14 protein-coding genes are annotated in these 14,162 nt (G+C 36.5%); 10 read left to right on the top strand and 4 right to left on the bottom strand.

All coding sequences use genetic code 11. The features are described 5' to 3' along the window. Positions 1-81 precede the first annotated feature (81 nt). Positions 82-756 (bottom strand): succinate dehydrogenase cytochrome b subunit, encoded by a 675-nt coding sequence (locus Q0983_RS19485; RefSeq protein ID WP_299556777.1) that lies wholly within the window; start codon positions 754-756, stop codon positions 82-84. Between the two features lie 286 nt (positions 757-1,042). After that, positions 1,043-2,869: a T9SS type A sorting domain-containing protein gene (locus Q0983_RS19480; protein WP_299556776.1), complete on the bottom strand. Its 1,827-nt coding sequence runs from the start codon at positions 2,867-2,869 to the stop codon at positions 1,043-1,045. A 247-nt stretch (positions 2,870-3,116) separates the two neighbouring features. Between Q0983_RS19480 and Q0983_RS19475 the strand changes: the two genes are divergently transcribed. Then, on the top strand, positions 3,117-4,409 hold the full coding sequence (locus Q0983_RS19475; RefSeq protein ID WP_299556775.1) for an aminopeptidase P family protein: 1,293 nt from the start codon (positions 3,117-3,119) through the stop codon (positions 4,407-4,409). Positions 4,410-4,466: 57 nt separating this feature from the next. Here Q0983_RS19475 and Q0983_RS19470 read toward each other — a convergent pair whose 3' ends face one another. Further along, positions 4,467-5,792: an aspartate kinase gene (locus tag Q0983_RS19470; RefSeq protein ID WP_366141031.1), complete on the bottom strand. Its 1,326-nt coding sequence runs from the start codon at positions 5,790-5,792 to the stop codon at positions 4,467-4,469. 141 nt (positions 5,793-5,933) lie between these two features. Here Q0983_RS19470 and Q0983_RS19465 point away from each other — a divergent pair, with 141 nt between their 5' ends. The 4 genes from Q0983_RS19465 (at position 5,934) to Q0983_RS19450 (ending at position 8,067) form a co-directional block, all read left to right on the top strand. Then, positions 5,934-6,590 carry a hypothetical protein gene (locus tag Q0983_RS19465; RefSeq protein WP_299556774.1) on the top strand — a complete coding sequence of 219 codons (657 nt, stop codon included), beginning with the start codon at positions 5,934-5,936 and terminating at the stop codon, positions 6,588-6,590. 47 nt (positions 6,591-6,637) lie between these two features. After that, on the top strand, positions 6,638-7,417 hold the full coding sequence (locus Q0983_RS19460) for an alpha/beta hydrolase (protein ID WP_299556773.1): 780 nt from the start codon (positions 6,638-6,640) through the stop codon (positions 7,415-7,417). A 58-nt stretch (positions 7,418-7,475) separates the two neighbouring features. Beyond that, positions 7,476-7,742, top strand: coding sequence for a hypothetical protein (locus tag Q0983_RS19455; RefSeq protein WP_299556771.1), 267 nt, complete (start codon positions 7,476-7,478; stop codon positions 7,740-7,742). 82 nt (positions 7,743-7,824) lie between these two features. Next, positions 7,825-8,067, top strand: a complete 243-nt coding sequence (locus Q0983_RS19450; protein WP_299556770.1) for a hypothetical protein — start codon at positions 7,825-7,827, stop codon at positions 8,065-8,067. Here the strand turns inward: Q0983_RS19450 and thiL are convergent. Beyond that, complete coding sequence (gene thiL, locus Q0983_RS19445) at positions 8,057-9,103, bottom strand: thiamine-phosphate kinase (protein WP_299556769.1); 1,047 nt, start codon at positions 9,101-9,103, stop codon at positions 8,057-8,059. The two genes, Q0983_RS19450 and thiL, sit on opposite strands and share 11 nt — an antisense overlap. A gap of 144 nt (positions 9,104-9,247) precedes the next feature. Here thiL and Q0983_RS19440 point away from each other — a divergent pair, with 144 nt between their 5' ends. The 5 genes from Q0983_RS19440 (at position 9,248) to Q0983_RS19420 (ending at position 14,146) form a co-directional block, all read left to right on the top strand. Then, positions 9,248-10,516: a choice-of-anchor B family protein gene (locus tag Q0983_RS19440; protein ID WP_299556767.1), complete on the top strand. Its 1,269-nt coding sequence runs from the start codon at positions 9,248-9,250 to the stop codon at positions 10,514-10,516. A 9-nt stretch (positions 10,517-10,525) separates the two neighbouring features. Next, positions 10,526-11,872, top strand: a complete 1,347-nt coding sequence (locus Q0983_RS19435; protein ID WP_299556766.1) for a hypothetical protein — start codon at positions 10,526-10,528, stop codon at positions 11,870-11,872. A 5-nt stretch (positions 11,873-11,877) separates the two neighbouring features. Then, positions 11,878-12,642 carry an MbnP family protein gene (locus Q0983_RS19430; RefSeq protein WP_299556765.1) on the top strand — a complete coding sequence of 255 codons (765 nt, stop codon included), beginning with the start codon at positions 11,878-11,880 and terminating at the stop codon, positions 12,640-12,642. 35 nt (positions 12,643-12,677) lie between these two features. Further along, positions 12,678-13,712 carry a cytochrome c peroxidase gene (locus Q0983_RS19425; RefSeq protein WP_299556764.1) on the top strand — a complete coding sequence of 345 codons (1,035 nt, stop codon included), beginning with the start codon at positions 12,678-12,680 and terminating at the stop codon, positions 13,710-13,712. A 104-nt stretch (positions 13,713-13,816) separates the two neighbouring features. Continuing rightward, complete coding sequence (locus Q0983_RS19420; RefSeq protein ID WP_299556763.1) at positions 13,817-14,146, top strand: iron-sulfur cluster assembly accessory protein; 330 nt, start codon at positions 13,817-13,819, stop codon at positions 14,144-14,146. Positions 14,147-14,162 lie beyond the last annotated feature (16 nt).

Genomic DNA, 14,162 nt, shown 5'->3' with positions numbered 1-14,162 from the left:
ATTTTATCTTTATAAGTAGTCCATTTATCTTTAATAGGACCCTTTGGTACTTTTGAATCTAAAACACTCATATTCTAAAAATTAATGGTGATTAAAATGGTGATAAACAGCTACTATAATAAATCCTAATGGAATGATAAAAGAATAAATCTTTCCGAACGCCTGCAAAGCTTTTTTTCTACCCGCTGTAGATCCCATGGATTGAAATGCCGATGTAAATCCGTGAAGCAAGTGCAATGCCAACAAGATAAAAGACACTACATATGCACCTACCCTCAGAGGGCTTAAAAATTTGTGCTGCAATTCATGAAAGTATCTGAACTCACCATCATGCATTCCGGACATATCACCCTGAATGTATTTTACATTTATTTCCGGAATCCAGAAATCAATAAAATGTAATACTAAAAACGCCAGTATTACCAATCCACTATAGATCATATTTCTACTCATCCAGGTAGAATTAGCTGCGCCATTGTTTTTAGCGTAAGATACACCAATAGCCTTTCGGTTTCTTAGTTCTAAAACAAACCCCATCACAAAGTGAAAAACCACTCCAAAAATCAATACAGGTTGCAACGCAAATTGTACGGCCGGATTGGTTCCCATAAAGTGAGATAGTTGGTTAAATAAGTCTTCACTAAAAATTGAAGTAATGTTGACTGCTAAGTGAATGATTAAGAAAAACATGAGGAAGAATGCAGAAAGCGCCATGGCTACTTTTCTTCCAATCGAAGATTTTAAAAATCCGCTCATTTTGTAAAGTTAATTTATGAAGTGCAAAGGTAATTTACTATAAATTCATAGGCAAAAAGTTAGCGCTTTAAAATTCTTATTTAGAACAATTATAAGTAATAATACTTAGTTTTTAAAAAATGACTTATATCATTGTGTTGGTGTAATATATTTACAATGACGCATACAACATATATATTATTTTCAGACCTTAAAACTAAGTATTATTATTTCATCACCTTAGCGGTTATTCCACAAAAAAGGCATCCTATTAAGGATGCCCTTTCAATTATTATGTAGATTTAATTTATTCTAAAACCACTTTTCTGGTAATCTTAGTGTTCTCAGAAAATATATTTACAAAATAAATTCCGGAAGATATCCCTATCATATCTATTGTTTTTATTCTGGGGCTGTTAGTTAAATCATGAATGGAAATCTGTCTGCCGCTAACATCATAGATCACTGCCTTTTCTAAATTGATGAAAGACGCATTTTTAATCTGAAATTGATCTGCTGTTGGGTTAGGAAAAATCGAAATTACCTCTTCCAATTGGTCTTCATCAATACTTAACGGGCAAGAGGCATCAGTCATTAAACCCTCAGTACAGGCCATAAAACTGTTGCTTCTTGATTGGATAGCATTTGCTGCAGTGCTATTATTCCCTCCGATAACCTTTTGAGATTCAGCAATGCTGAGTGCATAATGCATCACATCATCTTGATTATCTCCATCAACAACAGGGTCAATCACATGCGCTAACTGATGCCCATGTCCTAATTCATGTAATGCTACACTTTCAAAATCATATTCATTAATTGCCGGTAATCCGGACCCAAAATACCAGGCTTCGGTACCTGGTGTGATCGGGTCATTAACATCATCATCAAAAACAATATCCATTTCTGTAACGTGCCAATTCCAACTTGAAACATCGCCAAAAATTCCACAACCAGAAAATCTAGAAGTACATCTTCCTAAAAGACCATCTGGTAATTCTGAACCATTATCAAATCTAACAACATTTGTACCATCACTACTAACTTCATCTACTGCTGTAGCCGAATTACTGATAGTCCAGTTAACACCTGTTTCACATACCCATCTATCAAGGGCTCTCTCAAATGCGGCTTTAGCACCCGGATGTTCAGTGTCATTAAAAAAATCTGTTTGCATCTCCCATGTATATCCACCAGCAGCATTAGCATTTATATGCCTAATTTGATAAGCATAAAATCCTAATGGACCATCACTCCCAGGAGGCATTTGAGTGGTCTGATCATCAGGGTCAAAAATTACATTTATTTCTGCATAAGTAACAGTTAATGTACTGGCAGAAAAACCATTAACAGCTCCACTATCTTGTACTAAAATCGTGCCTGTTCCTGCTTGTGATGGGACTTCAACCGTAATTACAGTATCACTCCATGACAAAACCTCCGAATCCAAAGCAAAAGTGAAAGTTGCACCTCCGTCATCTGCATTACTAAAACCAACTTTACCCTGCGTAATCCCAAAACCTGTTCCATTAATGGTTAACACTGCTTTTGTACCAGCAGTAATTGTTGTTGGTGAAAATGTTATACTCGCAGGTGGTAATAAAACTTTCCCTGAGTTATCTGATTTTGATGTTCTATCAACGGATTTCATGGAAGCCATTTCTGTATAACTAGTATTTGTAACACTCATTATATCATTATAAAGAAAAGAAATACCTCTTTTCTTTTTACTGAATGGGTTTACAGCAACGTTATATAAATTGTATTTATAAAAGCTTTGTACAGAAGCGTATCCTCTATATCTTTTATTCACCGATTTATTCTCAAATCCAAAAGGAACCAAGTTTTCCTTTAAGTTAAAAACGCCAATATCTCCTTTCTTAAGCCTCAAACTCGGTGTAGCCACTAAAGCTTCAGTCCCAACAATACCACCAAGAGTAATGATATCGACTAAAGCATTCGGTTCACCTTTAAAAACCTTATAAACCTTAACTGTATTTGAGGTGTATATATTACTGTGATTTGCATCCCAAAACGATTTTCTTGCAATAACCTCTCCTTCTATAACAAGATCAGAGTTCTTAATTTGCTTCTCCAATGAAACCTCTTTTAAAAGTTGAGCTTGCAAGCTCATAAACCCTAAAAGATTAAACACTATACTTAGGCACAAAACTTTTCTAGTAATTTTTTTCATTCTTCGAATTTTTAAAGTTCAACAAAAAAGCTTAAGGAGACTTACAGCACAAGATAAAAAGATTGAATATCAACACCATACAATCTGTTTTATCTTAATGTTAAAAACTGAGGGACTCTCAAATATAGCAAAATATAACTAATGATTTATTAAGATTTGCTACATTTATCCTCCTAAACTTTTTAAAATGAAATATTCTCCGATAAATAACAGTCTTTTTATTACTAACAGAAAGAATTTTACTTCTAAAATGAAACCGAACAGCTTAGCTGTTTTTAATTCTAATGACATTTATCCCATAAGTGCCGATAGCACTTTACCCTTTCAGCAACACAGGGATATTTTCTATTTATCCGGAGTTGACCAGGAAGAAAGTATTTTGGTATTATTCCCGGATTGCCCCAAAGAAAAGCACCGCGAAATATTGTTCCTAAGAGAGACCAATGAACACATTGCCGTTTGGGAAGGTGAAAAATTAACCAAAGAAAAAGCATTAGAGGTTAGTGGTATCAAAACAGTGTACTGGTTGCAGGACTTGGAAAAAATCATGTTTGAGATCATGACACAATGCGACACAGTTTATATCAATACCAACGAGCATTACCGTTCCAATGTTGAAGTGGAGACCAGGGAAGACCGGTTTACAAAATGGTTAAAAGAAAAATACCCGGCGCATGCTGTTGCCAAAAGCAATCCTATTTTGCAAAGGCTTCGTTCTGTAAAAGACCAAATAGAAATAGATTTAATTCAACAAGCCTGTAATATTACGGAAAAAGGGTTCCGCAGGGTTTTAAATTTTGTAAAACCGGGCGTGATGGAATACGAAATTGAAGCGGAATATATTCACGAATTTATCAGAAACCGCTCCCGGGGTTTTGCATATACCCCTATCGTAGCATCCGGTAATAATGCCAATGTTTTGCATTACATAGAAAACAATAAAGCATGCAAAGCCGGAGATTTAATTCTAATGGATGTGGGTGCTGAGTACGCCAACTACTCCAGTGATATGACCAGAACCATTCCTGTTTCAGGTAAATTTAATGACCGTCAAAAAGCGGTTTATAACGCGGTTTTAAGAGTAAAAAACGCAGCCACTAAAATGTTAGTTCCCGGAACGCTTTGGGAAGCCTATCATGTTGAAGTTGGCAAGATCATGACTTCGGAATTACTCGGTTTAGGTTTACTGGATAAGGCTGATGTTCAAAATGAAGACCCGGAATGGCCGGCCTATAAAAAATACCTGATGCACGGAACCAGCCATCACATGGGATTAGACACACATGACTATGGTATTTTAACCGAACCTATGCAAGCCCATATGGTATTTACGGTTGAACCGGGTATTTACATTCCGGAAGAAGGTTTCGGTGTTAGAATTGAAGATGATGTAGTGATCCAGAAAGCGGGTGAACCTTTCAATTTAATGAAGAACATTCCCATTGAAGTAGATGAGATTGAAGATATCATGAATTCATAAAAAGAAAAAGAGGGATTGAGATCCCTCTTTTTTATTGCTCAAACTTAATCTTCAGATTTAAAGAGTGACTAATTCAAATAAATACTCGTTTAGTTTTTGCAATGTTCCTATTTTATCTTCGGCATCAATCAACAATGAAATGTTGTTTCGGCTTCCGCCATAAGATATCATTCTTATTTTTACATCCTTCAAAATCTGGAATAATTTAAAGGTATCTTCATGGTTTACAATAGAGTGCCCAACCAGACATACAATACTCTGATTTTTATCTACTTCAATAATTGCTATGGATTCCAGTTCCGATACAATCTTATCCAGGTTTTTGTCATCGTCAATAGTTAAAGAAACCGCCACTTCAGAAGTAGTGATCATATCTATGGGTGTTTCGTAAACCTCAAAAATTTCAAATACCTTTCTCAAAAAACCATGAGCCTGAAGCATTCTACCGGACTTAATTTTAATTGCGGTAATGTTATCTTTAGCTGCGATAGCTTTGATACCATTTTCTACATGATCACTACTAATTAAAGTCCCGAGAGCCGAAGGATTCATCGTATTTTTTAACCTGACGGGAATACCATCTGCCCTTACTGGCAACACCGTTTGCGGGTGCAAAATTTTGGCGCCGAAATAGGCTAACTCAGCAGCTTCATCAAATGACAGATCTGAAATTGGCTGAGTCCCTTCCACAAACCTTGGGTCGTTATTATGCATACCGTCAATATCAGTCCAAATTTGAACCTCATCTGCTTTAATTACCGCACCAACTATAGTTGCCGTATAATCACTACCACCACGTTGTAAATTAGAGACTGCTCCATGATCATCTAAACAGATAAAACCTTGCGTGATATAAATGTCGGCTTCAGGTGTATTTTCCAAAACCCCATTCAAACGCTCTCTTATATACTTTAGATCCGGTTCTTTAACCGCATCAATCTTCATAAAATCCAATGCCGGTAACAATTGAGAATTAATGCCCTCCTGCTGTAAATAGGCATTAAACATGTAAGTAGAAAGCAACTCGCCCTGAGCCAATATTTCGTTTTCTAAAGGCAAGGTATATGATTTGTTGGTGCACGCTAATAAAAAGTTAAAACGCTCTGACACATAATCGGCAACTTTCGCATTAAGGCTCCTTTCACTTAACAAATCATTTACAACCTCAACATATTTTTCATTTAAACTCTTAATTTCAGATTGAGCAGCCTCTGTATGGTTATTTTTAACTTTTGCAGCAATACTCACCAAAGAATTGGTTGTACCGGACATAGCAGAAAGCACTACTATTTTTTTATCACCATCATTAATGATTGTCCTAACATGATTCATGTTCTCAACTGAACCAACCGAAGTACCACCAAATTTTAAAACTTGCATCATTATATCTTATTTGCTTAGGCAACCAAGCACCTAGTCATTTCATTTTCATCCTTTTGAGCTGCAAAATTAAAATACGTTCTGACTTAAAACTTATTTTTATAAAAAAATGTTTACTTTTACACATATTGTTAAATAATTAACATGAAAACCGTATCTAACTGTGTAGAAGACATCCTGATTACGCAACCTTACCTGGAGGAAGCACTATCAAGAAACATTATTAATTATAGTGCCTTAGCTGTAGAGCTGACCGAACCTATTAGCAAGATGCTCAAAAAGGACGTTAAACCAGGCGCCATTATGATGGCCTTAAGGCGTTACAATCCGCCACCCACCCTAGGCAACTCCATTAAAATGAAGCGTGTTATCCAAAATCTGGGTGACATCACCGTGCGTTCTAACCTGACTGATTTCACAGTTAAAAATTCGGATACTTTAATTGATAATCACGCCAAAATACTGGCTCGTATAAACCAGGAAAATAAGTTATTTTACACTTTTACAAGAGGCATCCACGAAAGTAATATCATCATCTCCAGCAGCCTTAAAGGCTTTGTCCATGATAATTTAAAAAACGAAACTTTTTTAGCAGTTCAGGACGGGCTTTCGGCTATTAGTATAAACCTACCCCAGGACAACTCTAAAATAGCAGGTTTGTATTACCACTTTTTTAAACGTTTAGCCTGGGAAGGTATCGTTTTATATGAAGTCCTTTCCACAACAAATGAGTTCACCATTTTGGTTGAAGACGAATATGTTGATAAGGCGTTTACGGCTATAAAAAGAGTGAAATCGTAATCGGATTAACCTGATCATTTTTACCTTTGCAGTTCATCTTTTAAATTATGATCCTAGAATATAAAGGCATCCCGGTTTTTTATAAGGACGAAGGAAAAGGAAACGCCGTTGTTTTACTTCACGGATTTTTAGAGAACACAAAAATTTGGGAGCCGTTTCTCCCTCAGCTTACCAAAAGAAACAGGGTTATTTGTATTGACCTTTTAGGTCATGGCAAAACAGGTTGTTTAGGCTATATTCATTCTATGGAATTAATGGCCGAAGTGGTTGAAGCTGTCCTAAAGCATTTGAGAATTAGAAAATCCATTTTTATCGGCCACTCTATGGGCGGTTATGTTTCGCTGGCCTTTGCCGAAAAAAACCCGGACAATATAAAGGGTTTATGCTTGATGAATTCTACCGCCAGTGCAGACACTCCTGAAAAGAAAAAAAACAGAGAAAGAGGTATTGAAGCCGTAAAGCAAAATCATAAAACGTTTATCAGAATCGCTGTTGCTAATCTGTTTACCCCTGAAAATCAAAACATATTTTCAAAAGAAATAGAACATCTGATCAACGAGTGCCTAAAAACACCTTTACAAGGCATTGTAGCCGCTTTAGAAGGCATGAAGATCAGAGAAGACAGAGAAGTGTTGCTTCATTTTTCACCGTATAAAAAAATGATGATCATTGGTAAAAAAGATCCTGCACTTGATTACAAATCTTTAATGTCTCAAACTGAAAACACCGAAGTAAAGATCGTAGAATTTGATGGAGGACATATGAGTTTTATAGAAAATAAAGCTGAATTTTTAGATTCAATTATGTATTTCATCGAAAATATTTGACTCTTTATCGTTTTTTATTATATTTTTTGTAGGTTTATAGTCACCAAATATTTCAACCATGCAAAAAACTACCAGCAAGCCTACTTTTTTACCTAAAATGTATTGCTCAATTTTTGGTCATGATTATCAAATAACAAAAAAAGTAACTTACCACGTTAAAGAGTATACCTGCTCGCATTGCAAAAAACAATTAACTACAAACAGCAATGGAAAATTGATTGAGCTCACCCCAAAATTCAAAGAAATAAATAGAATACTGGAACGTATTCACGCTTCAAGAATGGAACGTTTAAAGAAGAAATCAATCACTTCATCGATTTGTTGACATCTTGTTAATAACTTTTATAGGGTTTTTTTACCTTTAAGAAGTCTCTCTCTAAAAGTAATTATTTAATGGCCAACGTTTTATGAAACACATACATTGCAAAGTATTTGGGCACGATTTGAAGCTTAGCAGAAATATCACCTTTCACGTGAAAGAATACGCTTGCAAAAACTGCAAAAAACAATTTACCACAGACAGTAACGGTAATTTAACAGAGTTAACACCAAAATTCAAAGAGATAAATGCCGTTTTGGAAAACATTCATAACAAACGCCTTTTAAAGCGTCAAAAGGTTAACCCTGAATTATTAGTTTTCAGACATTAAAATTTTTCCACCCCTGAGCTTTAAGCTCAATTTTTGTTTCCGCCCTGGTCACTAAATGTATCCCTTCTCCTTTTTCTTTTATATAACCTATCACTGTTAAGCTAGGATTCGCTTTAATTTTAGGATAGTCTTCCTGTGATATTGTAAATAGCAATTCATAATCTTCCCCTCCGTTTAATGCAACCGTTGTACTGTCTATATCAAATTCTTCACATGTTGCAATAACCTGAGGGTCTAATGGAATTTTGTTTTCATACAGATCGCAGCCAACCTGACTCTGCTTACAAATATGAAGGATCTCCGAGGAAAGTCCGTCGCTAATATCAATCATAGCTGTAGGCCTAACGTCCAGATCTTTCAAGAGTCTAATTATATCCTGTCTTGCCTCAGGTTTTAACTGACGTTCAATAACATAGGAATAGGCATCTAAATCCGGTTGATTATTAGGGTTCACTTTATAAACTTCCTTTTCCCTTTCTAAGATTTGTAAACCCATATAAGCACCACCTAAATCCCCCGAAACGACTAACAGGTTATTTGGTTTTGCTCCATTTCTATAGACTTCGTTATCATGATCTACCTGACCAATAGCCGTTACAGAAATTAACAACCCTGTGGTAGAGGATGTTGTATCTCCTCCCACAACATCAACATTATATATTTTAGCTGCGGTTTCAATACCGGCATATAGTGCTTCTAAAGCTTCTAAAGAGAACCTGTTAGACACCGCTATTGAAACAGTGACCTGGGTAGCCTGGGCATTCATGGCATATACGTCAGACAAATTAACCACAACAGCTTTGTAGCCCAGGTGCTTTAATGGCATATAACTCAAATCGAAATGTACACCCTCAACAAGTAAATCAGTACTAACAACTATTTTATGCTCTTTAAAATTTAAAACAGCGGCATCATCCCCAATGCCCTTCACTGTAGAAGGCTGTTTTACTTTAAAATTCCTGGTTAAATGGTCTATAAGTCCAAACTCACCTAAATCGCTTAACGGGGTCCTATGTTGATTTTTATCTTCTATCATGCTGCAAAAATAAGAAGCTTAATGCTATTATTCTATTTTAAAATAATAGTTTTATCAGGTTAAATTTGTTACTTTACATACGGTTTTCAAAAGCATGAGATAATATATGTGTATGAAAATTCGTTTTACTAAAAATTGCTAAGTATGTACTACTTAAAAAAGAAAAGGTATGCGCTTTATTTAGTTGCATTAATTTGCCTTACAGGCATTTTTTTATCATCATGTGAAAGAGACAATAATATTCCTTTAAATACTGATGGAGATGCAATCGTTGTTTTAGCGCCCTGTGTTAATGGTTTGGCCGATATTTATCCCTGCAATGATTACGATTTAATGGCAAATATTCCGTTAAGCACTTTTGATGCCACAGGCGGCAATGATTCCTGGGGATGGGTTGACCAAACTACCGGAAAAGAATATGCCCTTATGTGTTTAGATAACGGTATTGCTTTTGTTGATGTCACAGACCCTGTTAACCCTGTCTATTTAGGAAAGCTTCCAACAGCAACCATTTCCAGTTCTTGGCGTGATGTAAAAATATATGATGACCACGCTTTTATAGTGGCCGATTGCAGCTTTGGAAATTCTAGTTGCACCGATTCCCATGGCCTGCAGGTCTTTGACCTTACCAGGTTAAGAAATGTTGCCAATCCACCTGAAACATTTGCCGAGGACACTCACTTCACCGGTTTTGGAAAAGCTCATAATATTGTAATTAACGAAGAAAGCGGATACGCGTATATTGTTGGCGGTATTGATTACAGCGGCGGGCCTATATTCATTAATATCCAAAACCCGACTGCTCCTGTTATTGAGGGTGGTTTAAGCACCGGAGGGTATTCGCACGATGCCCAGGTTGTGACTTATAACGGACCTGATACTGATTATTCCGGTCAGGAAATATTCATTGGCAGCAATGAAAATGAAGTTGTTATTGCAGATGTTACAGATAAAGCAAACCCATCTATTATTTCAACAATAAGTTACAGTAATGTTGGCTACACACATCAAGGCTGGTTTACTTCAGACATGAAGTATTTCATATTAGGTGACGAATTAGATGAAAATAATTTTGGTTTCGACACTAAAACTATAGTTCTTGATTTTACAGATCTGGACAATCCGTTGTTTCATTTTAACTACTTTGGACCGTCAGTCGCTATTGACCATAATGGTTATGTAAAAAACAACAATTTTTACCTTGCTAACTACAGAGCAGGTATGCGGGTTATAGATATTTCCGATATTGACAATGCTACCTTCACAGAAATAGGCTTCTTTGATACCTATCCTGAGGACGACAATACTGCTTTTGATGGTGCCTGGACTGTTTATCCTTATTTCCCAAGTGGAAACATCATTATAAGCGACATCAACAGAGGTCTTTTTATAGTTAGAAAAAGCGGCACATAATGCTTTATTATGTCAGGACGTTCACAAAAATATCGCCTTCTTATCTGCATATTTTCTTCAGTTTTAGTCACTTTCAATTGTTCTAAAGACGATAATCCAAAAACGCCTACTCCTATTCAAAAAGAAGTAGATTTTGTAAAAACGCTTGGAGGTACAAAAAACGAAAGTGCCCGTTCTATTATACAAACTTCAGATGGCGGTTATGCCGTCTTAGGATATACTCAAAGTAATGATGGTGATATTACAAACAAAACCGATACATCTTTTGATTGCTGGTTATTGAAGTATAACCAAAATAGTACACTTGAATGGCAAAAGACTTATGGTGGAAGTGGTGACGACAGGGGCCATGATATCATTCAAACAACGGACGGTGGTTACGCCGTTTTAGGTTATAGCAAAAGTAATGACGGTGATGTTACAACTAATAATGGGTTAAACGATTTTTGGGTGGTCAGGTTAGATAGTTCGGGTGACATTTCTTGGGAAAAATCATTTGGTTTTTCAGGAACTGATACCGGCCATACTATTATTCAAACCAATGATGGCGGTTTTCTGATAACCGGTGTTTTAGATGTATCGGCATCAGGTGGACAAGGCAACTCCAAAGCATCAACAAAGAAACATGCCGGAGGCGATTATTGGGCTGTAAAACTAAATGTTTCCGGAGCCCTGGAATGGAGTAGATATTACGGAGGCACTTTTACAGATACGCCTTACGATGTTATTCAAACCGCTGATAACGGTTATATACTTGTTGGGTCCTCAGATAGTGATGACACAGATATAAAAGCCAATAAGGGCTCTTACGATTTTTGGGTGGTTAAAATTTCAGACACCGGAACCTTACTTTGGGAAAAATCATTTGGCGGTACCGAAATTGATGAAGCCCGGGGCATTACAAAAACCAATGACGGCAACTATCTTATCATAGGTGATACCAGAAGTAGTGATCTAGATGTTTCTTTTAATAATGGAGCTGCAGATTTTTGGGTCTTTAAGATGTCTCCAAGCGGAGATCTAATTTGGGAAAAAGCCTTTGGAGGCAGCAGTTTTGATGCAGCACGTTCCATCACCAAAACACAAGATGGCGGTTTTATCATCTGTGGAAGTTCAAGAAGTGCCAATGCTGATATTAATAACAATGGGCAAAATGATGCCTGGGTTATAAAAATTGATAGCAATGGTAATATGGCGTGGCAAAAAAGCATCGGAGGTTCGGGCGTAGACCTGGCATATGATGCTTTAGCACTAAGTGACAACTCCGTTATTATAGTTGGCGAATCCGGTAGTTCTGATATAGATGTCCCTGAAAACAAAGGTTTTTCCGATCTTTTAATTTTTAAAATAAAATAATCAATATGAATAAAATCGCCTCAATAATATTCATTCTATTTTCATTGTTATCATGTAGTTCCGATGATGACAATAACACTGTTAGCTTTTCCCTGAATTTCAGCCATAATTGGGACGGAACACCGGTAACCAATGCGGATTTTAACACTATCAAATTCACCAATGCCGAAGGAGACCAATTAAGCATAGAACGTTTACGTTATTTAATTTCAGATATTAAACTTGAAAAGTCAAATGGAGAAACTATCATTATCGAAGCTTATAACCTAGTTGATGTCACTAATAACCAAAACCTTATTTTCTCGCCAACCGCAACTATTTCTGAAGGGACCTATTCCAAGGTGTCTTTTATTTTCGGATTTAAAAACGAAAAAAATCTTGATGGGGTTTACCCGGATTTAAATACGGTTTCGTGGAATGTGCCGGCAATGTTAGGTGGGGGTTATCACTATATGCAATTAGATGGTAAGTTCTTAAACAGCTCTAACATGGAACAAGGATATAATTATCATGCCATCAGGGCAGCCGATAATCCCGGAGCAAACCCAACCTTTCCGCAAGACACTTTTTTTGAAGTTAATTTGGGAAGTGTCACTATTTCCAATAATGCCGTTTTCAATATTGAAATGAACATTGCCCAATGGTTTAAAACTCCACATACCTGGGATTTGAATGTTTTAAACCAGATGCTCATGCCCAATTCGGCAGCTCAAATTATGATGTATGACAACGGACAAAATGTATTTAGTTTAAAATCTGTAGATCAATAAAATTGAAAAAGAGGGTATTACATAATTGCGCTTTTTTGTTTTTCATATGTTTTTCTTGTACAAATGAAAAGGTAGATACTTACAGCCCAACCCCAAGTGCGCTACAAATACCTCAATTGTTTGGAGACAAAATCATAAACCCGGTTATCCCTTTTGATAATCCGCAAACTGTTGAAGGCATTGCCTTGGGGAAAAAATTATTTTTCGATCCTATTTTATCAGCAGATAACTCCCAAGCTTGCGCCGATTGCCATAAGCCAGAAAATGCCTTTACAGACCCGGATAGGTTTAGTGATGGCATTAACGGAACGCTGGGAACCCGAAACTCGATGCCCTTATTTAATCTGGCCTGGAATTATGATGAAGCATTTTTTTGGGATGGCCGGGCTTTTAGTTTGGAACACCAGGCTTTTAATCCGGTAACAGACCCAATAGAAATGGCAAGTACGTGGCCGGAAGTGGAGCAAAAACTGCAAGATCATTCAGAATATCCAACCCTTTTCAATCAAGCATTTGGAACCTCAAAAATAGATTCCTCTTTAGTTACCAAAGCTATAGCACAATTTGAGCGCACTTTAATTTCATCAAATTCAAAGTTTGATAAATATCTCTTAGGTGAAACTTCTTTAACACCTCAGGAACTTAATGGCTTTAATGTGTTTATGGATGAAAACAGAGGGGATTGTTTTCATTGTCATGGTAGTGAAAACAATCCATTGTGGACAGACAACCTTTTCCACAATAACGGTTTGGATGCTATTATTACAGATTTAGGTTTAGGCGAGGTTAGCGGAGACCCGGCAGATAATGGCAAATTCAAATCGCCTTCCCTTAGAAATTTAGCCTTTACCGCACCTTATATGCACGATGGCAGATTCGCCACTTTAGATGACGTGATTGACCATTATAGTGAAGGCCTTCAAGATTCACCTACCATAGATCCGCTGATGAAAAAAGTAGCTCAGGGTGGTGTTCAATTAAGCCCACAGGACAAGGCAGATTTAAAGGCTTTTCTTTTAGCACTTTCTGATTATGAATTTATCAATAATCCTGCTTTTAAAAACCAATAACTAAAAACTATAAAACCATATATTAATATAATGTTAGGTTGTGTTGTAATCCATGACTTATATTGTATATTTGTGCTCTATTTAGAGTGAATCTAATTAAAGTTATGATCAAAGTTTCAGAAACAGCAAAGAAAAAAGTAATAGAGCTTATGACCGAAGACGGTTATAATGCTGCTACGGATTTTATTCGAGTTGGTGTAAAAAGCGGTGGTTGCTCCGGGTTATCGTATGATTTAAAATTTGATAAGGAACAGCAGGATGGCGATAAACTTTTTGAGGACAACGGTGTGAAAATCATTGTAGATAAAAAAAGCTTTTTATACTTAATAGGGACGACTTTGGAATATTCCGGCGGATTAAACGGAACCGGGTTTGTATTTAATAACCCTAATGCCAACAGGACTTGCGGTTGTGGCGAATCGTTTTCACTTTAAATTTTAAGAGAGCATT

The organism is Seonamhaeicola sp., assembly GCF_028281565.1.
Classification (GTDB): Bacteria; Bacteroidota; Bacteroidia; order Flavobacteriales; family Flavobacteriaceae; genus Seonamhaeicola.
Note: the sequence above shows the minus strand (reverse complement) of the source record. Positions and strands in the feature narration are given on the sequence as shown.